The sequence below is a fragment of the Frankia sp. AiPa1 genome (assembly GCF_023243075.1).
GTDB lineage: Bacteria > Actinomycetota > Actinomycetes > Frankiales > Frankiaceae > Frankia.
Map to the genome: position 1 here is coordinate 189,266 of NZ_JALKFZ020000002.1, position 18,861 is coordinate 208,126.

Consider the following 18,861-nt stretch of genomic DNA (forward strand, 5'->3'; position numbering starts at 1 on the left):
CACCCCGACCCTGACCCGACGGTGGTGTGCGATGGCGGTTTCCGAACCGGTCCGAGCGAGTATGGCGGACGCTCTGGTGGTGGCCCGACAGGTCCAGGCCGAGGTGGATCTGGCCCTGGCCCGGGTCGCCGCCGCCGGCGTGGATGCCTGGGAAGGCCCCGCGGCGGAGGTCAGCACCAGCCGGCTCCGCCGGCTGGCCGCCGAGGCAACGGCGGTGCTGGCGGACTGCGTCCGGCTGTGCGAGCAGGCCGGGTCGGCGGCGGGCCCGCCGGGCTCCTCGGTGCGGCGCCGAGCCGAACGGACGACCGGACCGCTCGGATGACGCCCCGCGAGAACCGCCCGGTCGCGGTCCAGGCGGTGCGCACCGTCACGGGCGGCCCGCCGGGGCCGGGCAGGGTGCTGGTCGACCCCGCCCGGCTGCGCGGGCTCGCGGGCGCGGCGCGGGCGGCCGGGGACGTGCTGCGGGCTGGCGCGGGTGCCCTGCTGCGGGTGGTGTCCCTGGTCGCGGGCCTCGCAGGATTCGCCGACCGCCTGGTCCGTCTGGGGGCCGGGTTCGACACCGAAGCGATGCTGCTGACCCGTCGGCTGTCCGCCCTGGACCGTGCCGACCTCGGCCTGCCCCGAGCGTCATCCGGCCCGGTGCCATTCCCGGTCACCGCCGTGGCGATGCGGCGACCGGCCACGCCCGTGACGGCCACCCCGGCCACCGCGACCACCGCAGGCAGAGCAGAAACCTCAGGCGCCGGGGGCTCGGCTGCTTCGCCGACCGGCGGCGCACAGCTCAGCGGCCCGGCAGCCGCCGCGGCCCGAGTCGCCGGCCGGGATGCCGCGCTGCTGCTGACCGCCGGTGGGGCGGCGCTGCTGGTGGCCGGCGCGGCCCGGTCCGGCGGGCGGACCGGGCCGGGTGGGCAGAAGCCCGCCGGTACCCGTCCGGACGCCCGCTCGGGACGACGCCTTGGCTCGCCCGGCGGATCTACGACCCGGGCGTCCCCCGAAGGCGTCGGCGGCGGCGATTCCGGAGCCGACCCCAGCGTCCTCGCCAGCAGTGCCCGGCGTGAGGCGGTGCGCCGGCTGGATGCGCACGGCGACGACCCGGACTTCGTCGCCGGCTTCTACGACGCGCTCGGTCCGGCCGGCCTCGCTCACCTGCTCAGCCTGCTGTCCGGCTCGAGCACCGGTCCGATGGGCCGTCGGCCAGGTCCGGACGCGGGCGTCGACCGGCACCAGGCCGAAACGGCGCTGGGGCGTACCTTCGCCGCCTACAGCCGGATCCGCACGCTCGACGACGGATGGCTCGGCCGATTCAACACCGCTGGGCGCAACGACAGCGTCGACGCGGTGCTGCTCACCCCGCTGCTGGGCGCGGGCCGCTTCGGCGTCGCCCTGCTGGACCGGCTGGCGCGCCTCACCTTCGGCCCGGGCCTGGATACGTCATCGCCAGCCCCGGCGACCGGGCCAGGTGCCGGGCCCAGGCCGTCCGCGGACGCTGGGCCCACCGGCGCGGGATCGCGAGCCGGCGAGATCCGCCAGCGCGGCGCCGAGGGCGGGCGAGGTGGGGCCGCTTCTCTCGGCGGCTACCAGGTCGCGTTGCTCGACGCGATCCGGATCGAGCCGGCGTTGGTGGCGCGCGTGGCCGCGCGTCATGTCGAGATGATCGTCGCAGCCGCGACGACGAGAGGTCTGGGCCTGCCGGTGCACATAGGTCTGCCGGCGGCGATGCAGGAGGCCTGGTCACGCGTCGTCGCCGCGGCGGGGGCTCCGGCCGTGCGAGCCGCGGACCCGCGCGGCTCGGCCGATTTCGCCGGGCGGCTCGCCCGCGCGGTCGCCGCCGCCGACGAGCCCCGGTTGTCACTGCGGCTGCGGGCCGCCTTCGTCCCGGTGCTGCGCACCTACCGCGACGAGATCTACGGCACGGCCACGGCGGTCGTGTCGGGCCGAACCGGCGCGGCGGCCCCGGCCGACCAGCTGCGGGACGTTCCCGTCGCGGACTGGCAGGCGCTGCTTCGGGAGTGTCTGCGTGGCGGTGCGCTGGCCGGAACGCTGGCCCGGGACGTGGCCAGCTACGCGGTGGCACTCGAGGAGCAGCAAGCCGCGCGTACCCGAGGCTGGAACGGGCAACCCGGCGGATATCCGACGAGTCCCCGAACGCTGGGGTATCTGCGCGCGGCCCGGGCGCAGACGTTCTTCGTCCGGGCACTGACGGACGCCGCCGACGAGGTCGTCCGCGAGCATGCGGATTCCGGCACGGATTTTCGCCGCCAGGAGGGCATCATCCTGGATCTGCTCGCGACGGTCGCGACGTCGATCGATCCGTCGAATCCCGGGGGGACGTTCGCCAAGATGGGCGTCGGGGTGACCGTCGACGGGATCGAGGCGCTGATCCGGCAGCATTTCCGGGACACGTCCACCACCGAGCCGCGACGGGTCCTGGAACGGCTGCGCGATGCCGCCCGCGAGCTGCCGGGCTGGGCGCAGGCGTACGAGACGAGTGCCCGGCTGTTGTGGGCCCGCCGCGGCAGCGACCCACTGCGCCCGGTGACAGTCACTGACAGTGATGGTCGTCGGCGGGTCTACTCCGGCGACCCGCGGGTGGACGGATTCATCACCGGCCCGGCGACCGACTTCCTCGACCCGGCGGGCACTCCCCTGGCCGCCGGGTCGATGACTCCCGCGCAGCGCGGCGCCTACCTCGCCTGGCTGGAGTCTCCCGCTCTCGTCGCCAACAACGATCGGCTACCGGTTCTCGCCGGGATGGTCGCCGCCGGCGACGCCAACCTCCCGGCCGATCGTGCCCTGCGGCCCGGCGGATCCGGGTGAGCGTGCGGGCGGCGGATCCGCCGCCATCGGGCGCTGCCCGGCCACCAGCGATCCGGTCAGCCCAGGACCTGAGCAAGGTCGATCGGTGCCGGGCGGACAAGCTGAGCGTAGGTGCAGCTGCCGGCGACCCGGTCCGGGCGGAACCGGACGAACTGGGTGGTGTGCCGAAAGCGCGGCCCCTCCATGTGGTCGTAGCGAAGGAGACCGGCGTCTCGGCGGCGAGGCGGGCGACCCGGCTGGCGGCGGGATGGACCCGTTGCTGCAGCGCCTCGAAGTCGAGCCCGTCCCGGCCAGCGATGATCACCTCGCCGTCCAGCGCGCAGCGCTCCGGCAGAGCCGCCCGCAGCCCGTCGACCAGCTCGCACGCGCTGATCCTGCCCCACCCGGGCCGGCGAGCTACGGTGACGCCCCCGCACGCGACCCGGCCGAATGCCATGATCATGGTGTTCCGCGGAACCGCCGCGAGCCGGGGAGGGCGGTCAGAGAACCATGCCGGCGCCCAGCGTGGCGCCGCTGGACTCGTCGATGAGCAGAACGCTGCCCGTCCCACGGTTGCGGCGGTACGGGTCGTAGCACAACGGCGAGGTCGTGCGCAGGGCGATGCGGCCGATGTCATTGAGACCGAGGGTCTCGACGGTCTCGTCGCGGTGCAGGGTGTCGATGTCGACGCGGTAGCAGACCTCGGTGACCATCGCCCGCACCGAGCGGGTGGTGTGCTTGACGCCGATGCGGGCCCGGCGGCGCAGCGGCGCGTCGACCATCCAGGAGACCATCAGGTTCAGGTCCTGACCGACGGTGGGCTGGTTGTTCGGCCGGGCGATCATGTCGCCGCGGGAGACATCCAGGTCGTCCTCGAGACGAACGGTCACCGACATCGGGGGAAACGCCTCGTCGACCGGGCCGTCGTAGGTGTCGATGCCCGCGACCCGGGTGGTCAGGCCCGAGGGCAGGACGATGACGTCGTCACCCGGCTTGAGGACACCACCGGCGATCTGGCCCGCGTAGCCCCGGTAGTCGGGCAGGTCCTCGCTGCGCGGGCGGACCACCCACTGCACCGGGAAGCGGACGTCGATGAGGTTGCGGTCCGAGGCGAAGTGCAGTTCCTCGAGGTGGTGCAGCAGCGAGCTGCCGTCGTACCAGGGGGTGCTCGGGGAGCGGGACACCACGTTGTCGCCGCCGAGCGCCGAGACCGGGATGGTGGTGACATCGACGATCTCCAGCTTCGCCGCGAAGTGGCGGAACTCCTCTTTGACCTTCTCGAAGACGTCCCGGTCGAAGTCGACAAGATCCATCTTGTTCACGCACAGCACCAGGTGCGGCACCCGCAGCAGGGAGGCGAGGAAGGCGTGCCGGCGGGTCTGCTCGACCACGCCCTTACGCGCGTCGACGAGCAGCAGGGCGAGGTCCGCGGTGGAGGCGCCGGTGACCATGTTGCGGGTGTACTGCACGTGCCCGGGGGTGTCGGCGAGGATGAACGAGCGCCGCGGAGTGGCGAAGTAACGGTAGGCGACATCGATGGTGATGCCCTGCTCGCGCTCGGCGCGCAGGCCGTCGGTGAGCAGCGCGAGGTCGACATAGCCGTCGCCACGTTCCCGGCTGGTCCGCTCGACCGCGGCGAGCTGGTCGCTGAACAGGGACTTCGTGTCGTAGAGCAGTCGGCCGATCAACGTCGACTTGCCGTCGTCGACGGATCCGGCGGTCGCCACGCGCAGCAGCTCGGCCATCAGAAGTACCCCTCCCGTTTGCGGTCCTCCATCGCGGCCTCGCTGACCCGGTCATCGGCTCGGGTCGCGCCCCGCTCGGTGATCCGGGTCGCCGCGACCTCGGCGATGACCTCCAGGGCGGTCGCCGCCACCGACTCGACCGCGCCGGTGCAGGTGACGTCCCCGACCGTGCGGTAGCGGATCTGACGTGGCACGACGGCCTCGCCCGGCCGCGGCGGGGTGAGCGGGGTGACGGCGACGATCATGCCGTCCCGCTCCACGACGTCCCGCCGGTGCGCGTAGTAGATCGACGGGATCTCGAGCCGCTCCTGGGCGATGTAGCGCCAGATGTCGAGCTCGGTCCAGTTCGACAGGGGGAACACCCGGATGTGCTCGCCGGGCCGGTGCCGGCCGTTGTAGAGCGACCACAGCTCGGGACGCTGGTTCTTCGGGTCCCACTGGCCGAACTCGTCGCGGAACGAGTAGACCCGCTCCTTCGCCCGAGCCTTCTCCTCATCACGGCGGGCGCCGCCGAAGACGGCGTCGAACCTGTGGTCGGCGATCGTGTCGAGCAGCACCGGCGTCTGCAACTGGTTACGTGACGCGCCGGGACGGGTGTCCTCGGTCAGCTCTCCGCGGTCGATCGCCGCCTGCACCGAACCGACGACCAGGCGCGCCCCGAGCTCGGCCGCCCGATGGTCGCGGAACGCCAGCACCTCGTCGAAGTTGTGCCCGGTGTCGATGTGCAGCAGGGGGAAGGGCAGCCTCGCCGGCCAGAACGCCTTCTCCGCCACCCGCAGCATGACGATCGAGTCCTTGCCGCCGCTGAACAGCAGGGCCGGACGCTCGAACTCGGCCGCGACCTCACGGAAGATGTGGATCGCTTCGGCCTCGAGCATCTGCAGATGGGTGAGCTCGTAACCCGTGACAGGCACGCGGATACCCCTCGTCGAGCCGGTGTATCCGTCCAAAGTAGCCGACCTCACCGACCGTTCGCTGGTTTCGGCGCCGTTAACTCGCTCACCTGGCGCCCAACCACACTGCCCCGGCCCAGCTCAGGCCCACCGGACAACCCGCGCGGGCCGGTTAACCGCCGGCGGCGGCGATCGCCGCGAGCACCACCGAGGCCAGTGGAGCCGCGCAGATCACCAGGTCGGGCAGCAGCGGGTCGGGCTGGTTGTAGCGCAACGGGGAGCCGTCCAGCCGGCTGGTGTGCAGGCCGGCCGCCCGGGCGACGGCCACCGGGGCCGCCGAGTCCCACTCGTACTGGCCGCCGGCGTGCAGGTAGATCTCCGCCTGGCCGCGGATGACCGCGGCGGCCTTGGCGCCGGCCGACCCCATCGGGACGATCGTCGCCCCCAGCGTCTCGGCGACCTGCCCGACCAGCAGCGGGGCGCGAGTCCGGCTGGCGACGATCCGAGGCGGACTCACCACGGGCTGGGCCGTCGGGGGGCCCTCGGCTCCCGGCAGGGTCACGCCGAGCGCGGGCAGCGCGACCGCGCCCGAGACCAGTTCGCCGCGCTGCCACAGCGCGACATGCACCGCCCAGTCCGACCGGCCGGGTTCGGCGAACTCTCGGGTGCCGTCCAGCGGGTCGACGATCCACACCCGCTCGGCGGACAGCCGGGCCGGGTCGTCCACACCCTCTTCGGACAGCACGGCGTCGGCCGGGCGATGCCGGGCCAAGGCGCGGGCGAGCAGCTGATGTGACCGCGCGTCGCCGGCGTCGCGCAGGGTCGCCGGCTCCGCGAATCCGAGTTCGTCGCGGATTCGGAGCAGCAGTTTGCCGGCATCCGTGGCCAGACGCCGGGCAAGGACATCGTCGTCGAGTTCGTCGGTGGCGATGTCGACGGGGACGCGAGCTGGCGAACTGGTGTCGTCGGTGTTCATCGGGTGGGAGTCTGTCACCCGCTACGGTCGCGGGTGTGAGTGCCACCTCTCATCCGGATCCAGATCGTCACCACGCATCCCAGCCCGGTCCCGCGGCGGCCCCGGCCGGCAGGGCGGCGGCCACCAGCACGCGATCGAGTGGTGATCCACTGCTGGCCCTGGTCGGCCCGGCCCGGGCGGCCGAGCTGAGCGCGGCCTCGCGCGACTGGCCGTCGCTCACCCTCACGCCACGGCAACTCGCCGAGCTCGAGCTGCTGCTCGTCGGCGGCTTCGGGCCACATCCCGGCTACCCGGCCGCGGACGAGGTGGCCGACGTCGCGGTGCCGGCCCTCGTTCTCGCTGCCGACGACACCGCGGTGCCGGAACCCGGCACGAGTGTCGCGTTGCGTGATGCCGAGGGGGTGATGCTCGCCGCGCTGCACCTGCGCGCGGTCATCCCGCTGCCGTCACCCGCCGGCCTGCCTTCGGAGTCGAGCCGGGTGCGGCTGGTCGGCGAGGTGGAGGGGGTGCGTCTGCCGCACCATCCCGACCATCCGGATCTGCGGCTCACTCCGGACCAGCTGCGCGCCGAACTGCGCGCCCGTGGCTGGGTCGGCCCCCAGGTCGGCTCGGGTGCCGTGTGGGCGGTGTGGGCCGACGGCCTGCTGCACACCGCGGACGTGGGCCGCATCCGGGCCCTGACCCGCCAGGGCAAACGCTGCGTCGTGCTCGCCCCGGTCGGCGGAGCCGATCCGGCGGACGCCCAGCACCACCTGCGGGTGCGCTGCCTGCTGGCGGCCCTGGAGGCCGTCGAAGCGCCGTTGCGGCCCAGCGAGGCGACCCTCGCTTCGGAGGCGCTGGCCTCGGACGCCCTGGCGGCCGGCGGCGCGGGGCGTCACCGGGAGCCGGGTCCCGACCCCTACCGCCGCCCCGGGGCCGGCGACGTGGCCCACGGTCACCACAGCCTGCTCATCCTCGTCCCCGCCGTGCCCTCGCCGATACTGGCGACCCCCCGCGAACCGGGGATGAGCGCCACGGTCCTGGCCACTCCGGCGCCTTCCCCGGCCGGAGCGGGCTGGGCGTCGCGGGAGTCGGGCGAGCTTGCCCGGCTCACCGCCCAGCGGGCGCACCTGGCCAGCGCCTACGGCCTGACCGGAAGCCTGATCGGCCCGGCGATCGGCGCGCCGGGCCGCGACGAGCTCGCCTCCCTGCTGGACGCCGGCGGGCCGATCCCCGCGGAACTCACCCCGCCGGCCGTGGCCGCCGAGCTCACCCGAGCGGTACCGCCGCGCTCGAAGCGGGGGCTGACGATCCTGTTCACCGGGCTGTCCGGCTCCGGGAAGTCCACCCTGGCGGGGCTGCTGGTGTGCCGGCTGCTCGAGGAAGGCGGCCGGCGGGTCACCCTGCTCGACGGTGACGTGGTGCGCACCCACCTGTCGAAGGGCCTCGGCTTCTCCCGCGCCGACCGGGACACCAACGTGCGCCGGATCGGCTTCGTCGCCGCCCAGGTCGCGGGGGTTGGCGGTACCGCGGTGTGCGCACCGATCGCGCCCTACGCGGACGTACGCGCCGAGGTGCGCGCCATGGTGCACGCAGCCGGCGGCGGCTTCGTCCTCGTCCATGTGGCGACGCCGGTCGAGGTCTGCGAGGCCCGCGACCGCAAGGGCCTGTACGCCAAAGCCCGCGCCGGCGTGATCCCCGCGTTCACCGGCGTGTCGGACCCGTACGAGGAGCCCGACGACGCCGACGTCACGGTCGACACCTCACGGCTGTCGACCGAGGAGTCGATCGACCGGGTCCTCGACCATCTGCGCCTCGCTGGCTGGCTCGCCACCCCCTGAGCGGTATGGCCCTCGGCCCCCCGCGGGCGGGTGGGTCAGTAGGCGCCTTCGCGGCGCAGGACGGCGAAGACGGTGCGCCAGAGGATCACGAAGTCCATCGCCAGCGACCAGTTCTCCACATAGCGCAGGTCGAGGCGCACCGACTCGTCCCATTCCAGGTCCGACCGGCCACTGATCTGCCACAGGCCGGTCAGTCCCGGTTTGACCATGAGGCGACGATGCACGTCGACCTCGTAACGGGCCACCTCGCTCGGCAGCGGCGGGCGCGGGCCCACCAGCGACATGGTGCCGTTGAGCACGTTGAACAGCTGCGGCAACTCGTCCAGCGACCACTTGCGCAAGAACCTGCCGGCCCGGGTCACCCGCGGGTCGTCGCGCATCTTGAACAGCAGCCCATCGGCCCGCTCGTTGCGCGACTCCAGATCCTTCTTGCGCTCCTCCGCGTCGATGTACATCGAGCGGAACTTGAACATCGTGAAATGCCCGCCACCGCGGCCGACCCGGACCTGCCGGAACAGCGCCGGTCCGCGGCTGGTCAGCCGCACGGCAAGGCCGAGACCGAGCAGCACCGGAGCGAACAGCACGATGACCGTCATCGCGACCACCCGGTCGAACACGCCCTTCATCACCCGGCGGGTGCCGGTCAGCTCCGGCTCCTCGATGTGCAGCAGGGGCAGGCCCGCGACCGGACGGATCGAGATCCGCGGGCCGGTCACGTCGGTGAGCGCCGAGGAGACCAGCACGTCGACGTCGCTGCCTTCCAGCGTCCACAGCACCCGGCGCAGCGTCTCGCCGTCCATCTGCGGGCAGATCGCCACCGTGGTGGCGTGGGTCGCGCTGATCGCGGTGTGCAGGGTCTCCGAGGTGCCGACGATCGGCACGCCGAGCAGGTCGAACCCGCTGCGCTCGGGACGGTCATGACTGTGCCGGCCGGGTGAGCGGTCCAGCACGACGCCGACGACGGCCCAGCCGGAGGTCGGGTCGCGCTGGGCCAGGCGCACGAGCGTCGCCGCCGACTCACCGGCGCCGACGACGAGAACCCGGTGCAGGCAGCGCCCGTTGCGGCGCATCCGGTGCAGAACGCCGCGGCCGACCACCCGCCCGGCCACCGACAGCAGCGTCGCGGCCGGGAACGCGATGAGTACGTAGCTGCGGGCGATCTCGGCCTTGGTGGCATACGACACGATGGCCACCGTGGCGGTGAGCCGGGCCGCGGCGTTCACCACGCGGCGGAACTCCTCCGACCCACCGCCGAGGAACCGACTCTCATACGCCCGGTTGAGCGACATCGACAGTACCCAGCCGAGCGGCAGCAGCACCGTCATCAGGATGTACGGCTTGATCGAGATCGGCTCGGGCCCGAAGTCGACAAAATGGCCGAACCGAACGAAGAACGCCAATGCCGCGGCCACCACACAGCCCGCCGCGTCGAACGTGACCAGCAGCCGCACGTATCGGCGTTCCCAGGTGACCTGGGCCCGGTAGCCCGTCGGGGGCTCGGCGCCCGCCCGGGCCGCGCTGTGCCGCCCACTGGACGAGCCCAGCGGCCCGGTGGTGGCACCGCGCCGCGAGCGGCCGCCCGGTCCGGTCCCGGAGAGTGCCGTACCGCCCGATCCGTCGTCCGGCCGATACGACTGCGGCGGCGGGTAATGCGTGTTGCCCTGGCCCTGGCCCTGATCACCGTAGCCCTGACCGCCCTGAGCCTGGCCGGGCTGGCCCTGACCGGTCGGGGGGCGGGCGACGACGTTCGGCCCAGCGGCGTAGCGGTTCCCCGACACGGTCTAGGTCACCGCCGTCGCCCCGCGCACGCCCGAACAGCGCGCGCGCAGGTCATGATCGGCCGGACTCCGGCCGATCGCTGGTTGGCCGACCGCTGATTGGCCGACGGCGAGAGGGCCGACAGCCCGCAACCGCGCCGCCGTCACGAGGCGCACCCGGGACGGGGCGAGCGCCGCCGCGGCGATCGCCCAACCGGTCCGGGTTGTACAAATTTTGCCCGATTTCTACATCCAGGGGAATAGTCCGTCGTTCGGACGCACCCCGCCAAACACCCCACGTGGGGCAGCTGGCGCAGCGCGCCCGGTCGGCAGGCGAACCCGTTGTGGGCACATCTGGCCGTGTGTCGCACCGGCGGCCGCGAGCTCGTCTCTCGGTGACGCATCGACCGGACCTCCAGCGATCTCTCCCCGCCACTGACTGTGGGCACCACGGGGCAGCACGAGGGCGGTCCGCACTCTGCCCACCGGGCACGACGCCGCGCCACCACCCCCCACGGTGCACCCGACCGAACTGCCGGGATGACCGGCGTCCCTGGTCACGGGCAACGTTACCGGCCGACTCGGGTCGAACCGCCAGCGGGCCGATTCGGTGTCCACCCGGCCGAGACGAATCGTTCGCCCGTAGCCACACCGTCACCCGTCTGTTTGTGGCGACTCAAGGTAGCAGAGTTGGAAGCGAAATCCGATAACCCGCCGTAGCAAGATTTCTATGAATCACTGCTGGTCATGACATATCGGAACCACAGGCTCGAGCGACACGCTGCGTATACATCTAGTGCCGCGAGTGCTACTGTGCGTCATGTTCTCGAGCGCCAGGCGCGAAGCGGTCGGCGACCGGACCGGTGGGGCGGCCGAGGGAACAACTGCCATGCTTAGCGGTGTGATGCGCTGGTAGCGGCGCCGCGGGCACGGCCACGAGACGGTCGGCGTCTGCCGGACGGGTGGGGGCGCCCAGGCAGGCGCCGGCTGCCGCGTGTCGCACCCCCCAACACGCGGCAGCGGCTTACGGCACTGGCTGGCTTGGGCACTGGACTGACTGGCCGCCAGAGCTGGCCAGGGCAGGGCTGGTCAGGGCCCAGGGCTGGTCAGGGCAGGGCGGCGACGAGATCAGCGACGGGCTTGCGGGCGCCGGTGTAGAAGGGTGTCTCCAGCCGGGTGTGCCTGCGCGCGGTGCTCGCGCGCAGGTGCCGCAGGCAGTCGACGATCCGGTGCAGTTCGTCGGCCTCGAAGGCGAGCAGCCACTCGTAGTCGTTCAGTCCGAAGGAGGCCACGGTGTTGGCCCGGACGTCCTCGTACTCGCGTCCCATCATCCCGTGCTCGGCGAGCATGCCCCGCCGCTCGTACTCGGGCAGGAGATACCACTCCAGTGACCGGTTGAACGGGTACACGCAGACGTACCCGCGCGGGTCTTCCCGACGCACGAAGGCCGGGATGTGGTTGCGGTTGAACTCCGCGGGACGGTGCAGCCCGACGGCGGACCAGACCGGGCGCAGATGGCCGCCCAGCGCCGTCTGGCGGAACCGCTGGTAGGTCTCCTGCAGCAGATCGGGGTTGGGGCTGGTCCACCACACCATCAGGTCGGCGTCGGCCCGGTAACCGGACAGCTCGTAGAGCCCACGCGTGTAGACGTCCTTCGCGAGAGCGCCGTCGAGCAGTGCCTCCACCTCGTCGATCAGGGCACCGCGATCGGCGGGCAGGCGGCGTTCGGCGGCGAACACCGACCATCCGGTGTAGAGCAGCTCGGCGTTGAGTTCGTTCGCGGACTTCGTGGACTCCGGCATTCGGCGTCTCCAGTATCGGCCGGCCGGGCCCGTCCCGGCCAGGCGGCGTTGTCACATTCGCGGCGTTGTCACATTCCAGGAGCTGCTGTGTCACATTCCAGGAGCTGCGTTGTCAGATTCCAGGAGCTGCGGGCTGGGTCGAGCCGCCATGCGCGGCGCGGGCCTCCCGCAGCACCGCGGCGGCTGCCGCCTCACCGGAGCGGATGCAGGCCGGGATGCCGATACCGTCGTAGCCGGCACCGGCGAGGGCCAGGCCCGCCGGCAGTGCCCGGCGCACGGATGCGATCCGGTTCAGATGCCCCGGCAGGTACTGCGGCAACCCACCCTCCCAGCGGCTGACCCGCAAGGCGATCGGGCGCGCCAGCAGCCCGGTGATCTGCGCGATCTCGGCGGCGGCGACCCCGGCGAGCTCGGTATCGCCACGGGTCAGCTCGTCGTCGGCACCCGCCCGCCCGAGGCTCGCGCGCACGACGGTGAGCCGCTCGGAGCCGACATGTGGCCATTTGGCGGTCAGGTACGTCGCGGCCTTCACCGATGTTCCCGCCCGCGCCGGCACCAGGAAGCCGCTGCCGCTGGGCGGGGTGACGTCCCGGTAGACGAGGGTCACCAAGCCCACCGAGGCGTACGGGACACCGGCCAGCGGCGCCGCCGCGTGCGGGGCGAGCGGGCGCAGCAGCGAACGCGTCTCCCCCGCGGGCACGGCCAGGATCACGGCGTCGGCGTCCAGCGGCTCAGGAGTCCCCCCGGCACGATCCCGGCCACAGACGACCCGCCAGCCGCTCCCGGTGCGCTCCAGGGCGCGGACCGGGACGCCGGTACGCACCGTGGCGCCGCACCGCTCGGCCAACCGGGTGGCGAACCGGCCCAGGCCGCCACGCACGCTCGCGAACATGGGGGTTGCGGTGCCGCTGGTCGCGGGGCCGGTCCGGGCCCGTACCCGGTGGGCGCCGAGCAGCAGCGAGCGGTCCTCGGCAAGAATCGGGACGAGCTGCGGCACGGTCGCCCGCAGGGACAGCGCGTCGGCGCGCCCGGCGTAGACACCACCGAGCAGCGGATCGACGAGCAGGTCGACGACCTCCCGCCCGACCCGCGCGCCGACGTAGGCGCCGACGGTCGGGTCGTCCGGGAAACTCGAGCGCGGCAGCGCGAGGTCCGCGGCGGCCCGCAGCATCCCCCACGGGGAGAGCACTCCCGAGCGGATGAGGCCGAGTGCGTCGGTGGGCACGCCGAGCATCGTGTTCGGCGGGATGGGTCGTAGCCGGCCGCGGATCCACAGGGACGCGGACGTCGTCGCCGGGTGCACCACGTCGTGGCCGAGACCGATCTGGCGAGCCAGCCGCAGACCGTCGGGCACCCGGGCGAGGAACGACTCGGCACCCTCCTCGACGTCCATCCCCTCGATCGGTGTGGTGTGCAGCTTCCCGCCGACCCGCGACGCCGCGTCCAGCACGGTCACCTCGGCGTGACCGGCCAGCGCATGGGCGGCGGCGAGCCCGGCGACACCTGCACCGACGATGACAACCCGCACGCTCCTGCCGCCCTTCACCGAAACTTCGACCCTGTCTCCAGGATCCACCATGATTCGCCGACGTCCACCCGGGTGGGCGTGCGCCGCGGCCGGCCGGGCTCAGCCGACCAGCTCCGCCGGCCCGAACGGGCCCGCGGCGGCGGTGCGTGCCTGGCCGGACGGGCCCGGCCCGCGGGGTTCGGGCCGGTACACCTCAGGCCCCCTGCCCCGCACTTCAGGAACCCCGCATCTCAGGAACCGTGAACGAGGTCCACGATGTGCGCGAGCACCCCGGGGTCCGTCTCCGGCAGGACCCCGTGCCCGAGGTTGAACACGTGGCCCGGCGCCGCCGCTCCCCGGCCGAGCACGTCGCGGACCTTGGCCGCCAGGACGTCCGGCGGGGCGAAGACGGCGGCCGGGTCCAGGTTGCCCTGCACCGCCCGGTGCGGCCCCACGCGGCCTACCGCGACGTCCAGGGGGACCCGCCAGTCGACACCGACCACATCCGCGCCGGCCTCGCCCATCGCGCCGAGCAGCTCGCCGGTGTTGACGCCGAAGTGGATGCGGGGAACCTCCCCCGCGAACGCGTCGAGCACCCGGGCGCTGTGCGGGGCGACGTAGCGCCGGTAATCGGCCTCGCTGAGCGCACCCGCCCAGGAGTCGAACAGCTGCAGGGCATCGACCCCCGCGTCCACCTGGACCCGCAGGAACCCGATGGTGATCGTGGCCAGCCGGTCGAGCAGATCGTGCCAGAGCTTCGGCTCGCTGTACATCAGCGCCTTGGTGCGCAGGTGGTTGCGGCTCGGGCCGCCCTCGACCAGGTAACTGGCCAGGGTGAACGGCGCGCCGGCGAAGCCGATCAGCGGCGTGCCACCCAACTCACGCAGCAGGGCGGCGACCCCGTCCGCGATGTAGGGCACGTCGCCTGGCTCGAGCGTTCGCAGGGCCGCGACGCCGGCAGCATCCCGCACCGGCTCGGCGACGACCGGCCCGACCCCGGCCACGATGTCGATGTCCAGACCGAGGGCGACCAGCGGCACGACGATGTCGGAGTAGAAGATCGCGGCATCCGGCCGGAACCTCCGCACCGGTTGCATGGTGATCTCGGTGATCAGCGCTGGGTCCCGGCAGGACTCAAGCATCGGGACACCCGCCCGCAGCCGGCGGTACTCCGGCAGCACCCGACCGGCCTGGCGCATGAACCACACGGGCGTGGTCTCGGGCCGCTCGCCCCGGCAGGCACGTAGGAACGCGGCCGTGGCCGCAAGACCCGGTCGACGCGCGCCCGCGTCGAGGGTGGCCGCCGCGCCGCGCGCCACGGCACGACCCCGCGCACCGGCCACGGCCACGGGGGCGGGCCCGGAGCCGGGCCCGGCGTCGATGTGGACGACAGACATGCCTCGATCGTTGCACGCCGGCCGCGCCTGTGCGGGTGCGACCGGGCTCACGCGGTCCGGTGCGCGCGGGCCGCGGCGGCGTCGGCATGGTCACGCTGCCGCCGCGGCGGCCCGGCAGGCGTCGTCTATCTTCTACTCTCAGTAGAAGAACCTGCTGGTCCCAGCCGGTTCCCGCGGCATCCGGCCACCTCACCCGACCCGATCCAGCCCATTGACCCGCCGGCGACCGAGTGTGACGCAATCGGCTGTCCTCCCAGGCAGACCCGCCCACACGGACCACACGACCACACGACCACATGACCACGACGGAGAGGTCACCGATGACCGACCAGGCACCACACCGGGGCTCCCCAACCCTGAGCGCGGCACGCGCGGTCTCCCTCGCCGAGGCGACGTCCTTTCTGCTGCTCCTCGTCGCGACCGCGATCAAGTACGCCGCGGATCATCCCGGCGGCGTCCGCGTTCTCGGACCGGTCCACGGCGTGCTCTTCCTGACCTACTGCGCGCTGGTCGGCTACCTCGCGTTCTCCGGGCGCTGGCCGCGACGGCGCACCATCCTCGCCCTGGTCGCCTCGTTCCTGCCGTTCGCGCCGTTCTTCGTCGAACGGCACTGGCTTCGCCCGGGCGCGCCGGGCACCCCCGGCGGTCCCTCGTTCGCCGCGCGGCCCCCCGCCGCCACCCCGCCCGCGCCCGCGGCGCGTCAGCCCTGACAAGCCGCCGTACGACGACCCACGGCCGGATGCCACTCGCCAGCCCGGCGCAGGGGACGCGGCGATCGCGGGTCCGAGCCGGCCTGGCCGTCGTACGGGGCAAAAGCCGCGAGACGCCCGAGCGGGGAGGTCCGCCCCACACCCCACCGAGAGGGGCCCACGCGACACGCCGCGGGGAATGCGTGGACATTTACGCCTCCCGTGGGACCGTCTGTCCGGTCGGAAAGAGGGCAGAGGGTGCGCGCTGACCCGCGTCCCCTCTCTGGCCAGCCATGGTTCGGCCGGCTGTCGCGGTGGCGTGTGGTTCGTGGTGCGCCGGCCGCGTCCGGCGCGACCCGGTCACGGGCCGACGTGCGGGGAGTGATGCGCGAGTGGAACTGGTCCGGGTGAGCCTCGACGACCTGATGGTGTTCGACTGCGCCGTCTGCGGGGGCGAGCGGGCGTTCGAGCAGCCCTCCTGCGCCGACGGACATGGGCCGGACTGCCCGGAGTGGGCCTGCACCGGGTGCGGCCACGCCGTGCTCGTGGGGCCGGCACCGGCCGTCCGCGGCGCGGGACGGGGCAGCGGGAACGTTCTTTCCCGGGAAAGCGCCCACTCCCCGGAGTTCACGGCACGAGCGGGCTCCGTTCGGGCGGGCTCCCTACGGGAGAGCTCCACCCGGGGCATCCACGGGCAGGAGCGGTCCGCCCCGCGGATTCCGGCGTGAGCCTGCACAGCCCGGTTCCGCACAGTCCGGTTCCACACAGCCCCACCCCGCCGCGGCGGGGCACACAACCACACGCAACGGGGTCGAACCAGAACGCTCCGACGTCCACCCGGCGCGATCAAGGTCTACACCCTACCGTTGCCGGCATGGGGGCCGCGGAGTCGTTCGAGCCGAGCCCACAGATCTTTCATGCGGTCATCGACGCCATGCGCACGGGCGTCGGCCGGCTGCGTCCCGAGATCACGGTACACGAGGTCGCCGCGCCGACCCGGCTGGCACCGTTCGCGTTCGCCCTCGCCGGTGACCTCGCGGGCGACAGGGCTGACGCCGCGGCCGGCCGTCTCGTCCTGCTCATGGATCCGGACGGGCAGCCCGCCTGGCAGGGCAGCGCCCGCCTTGTCTGCTACGCCCGGGCCAGCATCGACCCGGAGCTTGCCGCCGACCCGCTGCTGGCCGAGGTGACCTGGTCGTGGCTAAGTGAGGCTCTGGAGACGCACGGGGCCCGTTCCCACGCGGTCGGCGGCACCGTGACCACGACGTCCTCGCGGCGCTTCGGCGTGCTGCGGGCCGAGGGCGACTCCTTCGACGTGGAACTGCGCTGTTCCTGGTCACCCGACTGGGCACTCGCCGGCACCGACGGGCCAGCGCCGACGTGGAGTTCCGCCGACGTGACGGCGCACCTTCTCGCGTTCGGCGATCTGCTCGCCGCGATGGCCGGCCTGCCGCCGGCGCTGTCCGGCGTCGTCCCTCTGCCGCAACGCCGAGCCTGAATTCCCGTCTACCAGGCTAAGGCGGGCTAGGGCCAGACCAGGGCCAGGCCAGGGCGTTGTCTGGCGACGATCGATCTTGCCCACCGTCAACAGATCTGACCACCGTACCAGTCACGCCCGCTGCCATGCGTATAATCAGCGCGATTCGCTGAACAGCACGGCTGCCTCCGCGAGGATTCAGACGTACGATCGCCGATCGTGACGTCGACGGTTCCAGATCCAACTGAGCAGGTCAGCGGGGGTGAAAGCACAAAGGTGGCGGGAGAGCCCAACAGCAGCGTCGGCGAGCCGATCCCCCTGCTCGTGCCCGCCGACGGCGTCCCTCCCGTGCTTACCGACCCGGCGGAGCTCGCCGCGGCGGCCGAGCGGCTCGCCGCCGGCAGCGGCCCGGTCGCCTTCGATGCCGAGCGGGCGTCCGGCTACCGGTACAGCCAGCGCGCTTACCTGGTCCAGATCCGCCGCCGCGGCGCGGGCTCACTGCTGCTCGACCCGATCGCCCTCGGGGAGCTCTCCGTGATCCAGCGGGCGGTGGGTGAGGTCGAGTGGGTGCTGCACGCCGCCAGCCAGGATCTTCCGTGCCTGGCCGAGCTGGGGCTACGCCCGGACACGCTGTTCGACACCGAGCTCGCCGGCCGACTGCTGGGCTACGAGCGCGTCGGGCTCGGCATGATGGTCGAGCGGGTGCTCGGCTACGGGCTGGAGAAGGGGCACTCGGCGGCCGACTGGTCGACCCGCCCGCTGCCGGAGCCGTGGCTGCGCTATGCCGCGCTCGACGTCGAGCTGCTCGTCGAGCTCCGCGACGCGCTGGAGGCCGAGCTCATCGAGCAGGGCAAGATCGAGTTTGCTCGGCAGGAGTTCGCCGCGATCGCGGCGGCACCGCCGCGCGAGCCACGGGCCGAGCCGTGGCGGCGGACCAGCGGCATCCACCGGGCCCGCACCCGCCGTCAGCTGGCCGCGGTGCGGGCGATGTGGACCGCCCGGGACAGGCTGGCCCGCACCCGGGACGTGGCTCCCGGCCGGGTGCTACCCGACAGCGCGATCATGGACGCGGTGCTCAGCGCGCCCGCGGACGCGGCGGCACTGATCCGGTTGCCGATCTTCTCCGGTCCGCGCATCCGCCGCACCGCGAGCACCTGGATGGACGCGCTGCGCAGCGCCGCCGCGCTGTCCGACGACGCGCTGCCGGTGGCGGCCGGTCCCAGCGGGGATGGGCTGCCACCGGCCAACCGCTGGGCCGAGCGCGACCCGGTGGCCGCGGCACGCCTTGGCCGGGTCCGCGCCGGACTGGCCACGGTCGCGACCACCATCACCATGCCGGTGGAGAACCTGCTCGAACCAGCGCTGTCCCGGCGGCTCGCCTGGTCACCGCCGCGCCCGCTGACCGCCCCGGCGGTGCACGAGGCGCTGCGCGCGGGCGGCGCCCGGCCATGGCAGCGGGAGCTCACCACCGAGGTGCTGGCGACCGCCCTGGCCGACCCGCCGGTCGACCTGTCCGCGCAGCCACCATCCACCGGAAAAGCGCCCCAGACCAGCCAGAAGACCCCCGGTGCGCGCATTGCCGCGCAGGCAGCCCCGAACGACGCAGCGGCCGCGGTCATCGACGGATCGGCCGCCGCCGACAGATCAGGGGCCGCCGATGGAGCCACGGTCGTCCACGGAGCAGCGGTCGTCGACGACTCCGCCGGCGCGGCCGAGGACGCCGGGGCGGACCGCCCGGTGGAGCGCCACGGAGCCCGTCCATCGGCCCGCGCTGGCACGGGTGGCGGCGCGGCTGGTGAGCGGTCCCGCTCCCGAGGCGGTCGTGGTGGGCGGGCCGGGCGTGGGGCCGCCCGGGGTACCCCGCCGGCCCGCGAGAGCGGGCCGTCCCCAGGGGCGAGCGGTGGGTCCGGCAGCTCGTCCGGCGCATAGCGGGCAACTTCCTACCCGCGGGTAACCACAGGCGTAGAATGACCCGTGCCGGCGCGGCGTCCACGCCGGTGCC

14 protein-coding genes are annotated in these 18,861 nt (G+C 73.3%); 7 read left to right on the forward strand and 7 right to left on the reverse strand.

The window, feature by feature from the left end; translation table 11 throughout:
* Positions 1-31: 31 nt before the first annotated feature.
* Together MXD95_RS02060 and MXD95_RS02065 are read left to right on the forward strand one after the other, a co-directional pair.
* On the forward strand, positions 32-322 hold the full coding sequence (locus MXD95_RS02060) for a hypothetical protein (protein WP_250638762.1): 291 nt from the start codon (positions 32-34) through the stop codon (positions 320-322).
* On the forward strand, positions 319-2,817 hold the full coding sequence (locus tag MXD95_RS02065; protein WP_250638763.1) for a hypothetical protein: 2,499 nt from the start codon (positions 319-321) through the stop codon (positions 2,815-2,817). Before MXD95_RS02060 ends, MXD95_RS02065 begins: the two co-directional genes overlap by 4 nt.
* A 479-nt stretch (positions 2,818-3,296) precedes the next feature.
* Here the strand turns inward: MXD95_RS02065 and MXD95_RS02070 are convergent, their stop codons facing one another.
* From MXD95_RS02070 to MXD95_RS02080, 3 genes are all read right to left on the reverse strand, one after another.
* Positions 3,297-4,541, reverse strand: coding sequence for a sulfate adenylyltransferase subunit 1 (locus MXD95_RS02070; RefSeq protein WP_250638764.1), 1,245 nt, complete (start codon positions 4,539-4,541; stop codon positions 3,297-3,299).
* The gene (gene cysD / locus MXD95_RS02075; RefSeq protein ID WP_250638765.1) at positions 4,541-5,455 is read right to left on the reverse strand and encodes a sulfate adenylyltransferase subunit CysD; all 915 of its coding nucleotides are present in this window, start codon (positions 5,453-5,455) and stop codon (positions 4,541-4,543) included. The genes MXD95_RS02070 and cysD overlap by 1 nt, the downstream gene beginning before the upstream one ends.
* 151 nt (positions 5,456-5,606) lie before the next feature.
* Entirely contained in the window at positions 5,607-6,410 is an 804-nt protein-coding gene (locus tag MXD95_RS02080; protein WP_250638766.1) for a 3'(2'),5'-bisphosphate nucleotidase CysQ, read from the reverse strand.
* 35 nt (positions 6,411-6,445) lie between these two features.
* Between MXD95_RS02080 and cysC the strand changes: the two genes are divergently transcribed.
* Complete coding sequence (gene cysC, locus MXD95_RS02085; RefSeq protein ID WP_250638767.1) at positions 6,446-8,230, forward strand: adenylyl-sulfate kinase; 1,785 nt, start codon at positions 6,446-6,448, stop codon at positions 8,228-8,230.
* Positions 8,231-8,265: 35 nt separating this feature from the next.
* Here the strand turns inward: cysC and MXD95_RS02090 are convergent, their stop codons facing one another.
* The 4 genes from MXD95_RS02090 to hemE form a co-directional block, all read right to left on the reverse strand.
* Positions 8,266-9,774 carry a sugar transferase gene (locus MXD95_RS02090; RefSeq protein ID WP_250638817.1) on the reverse strand — a complete coding sequence of 503 codons (1,509 nt, stop codon included), beginning with the start codon at positions 9,772-9,774 and terminating at the stop codon, positions 8,266-8,268.
* 1,319 nt (positions 9,775-11,093) lie between these two features.
* Positions 11,094-11,789: a hydrogen peroxide-dependent heme synthase gene (hemQ, locus tag MXD95_RS02095; RefSeq protein WP_250638768.1), complete on the reverse strand. Its 696-nt coding sequence runs from the start codon at positions 11,787-11,789 to the stop codon at positions 11,094-11,096.
* A gap of 112 nt (positions 11,790-11,901) precedes the next feature.
* Positions 11,902-13,317: a protoporphyrinogen oxidase gene (gene hemG, locus MXD95_RS02100; protein WP_250638818.1), complete on the reverse strand. Its 1,416-nt coding sequence runs from the start codon at positions 13,315-13,317 to the stop codon at positions 11,902-11,904.
* Between the two features lie 230 nt (positions 13,318-13,547).
* Positions 13,548-14,693, reverse strand: a complete 1,146-nt coding sequence (gene hemE, locus MXD95_RS02105; protein WP_250638769.1) for a uroporphyrinogen decarboxylase — start codon at positions 14,691-14,693, stop codon at positions 13,548-13,550.
* Positions 14,694-15,013: 320 nt separating this feature from the next.
* Here hemE and MXD95_RS02110 point away from each other — a divergent pair, with 320 nt between their 5' ends.
* The 4 genes from MXD95_RS02110 to MXD95_RS02125 all read left to right on the forward strand — a co-directional run bounded on the left by MXD95_RS02110 (position 15,014) and on the right by MXD95_RS02125 (position 18,788).
* Positions 15,014-15,403, forward strand: coding sequence for a DUF3817 domain-containing protein (locus tag MXD95_RS02110; RefSeq protein WP_250638770.1), 390 nt, complete (start codon positions 15,014-15,016; stop codon positions 15,401-15,403).
* A gap of 371 nt (positions 15,404-15,774) precedes the next feature.
* A complete protein-coding gene (locus tag MXD95_RS02115; protein ID WP_250638771.1) occupies positions 15,775-16,110 on the forward strand; it encodes a hypothetical protein in 336 nt (111 codons plus the stop codon).
* Between the two features lie 146 nt (positions 16,111-16,256).
* On the forward strand, positions 16,257-16,880 hold the full coding sequence (locus tag MXD95_RS02120) for a DUF3000 domain-containing protein (RefSeq protein WP_250638772.1): 624 nt from the start codon (positions 16,257-16,259) through the stop codon (positions 16,878-16,880).
* Positions 16,881-17,078: 198 nt separating this feature from the next.
* Positions 17,079-18,788 (forward strand): HRDC domain-containing protein, encoded by a 1,710-nt coding sequence (locus MXD95_RS02125; RefSeq protein WP_518455079.1) that lies wholly within the window; start codon positions 17,079-17,081, stop codon positions 18,786-18,788.
* Positions 18,789-18,861: the final 73 nt, after the last annotated feature.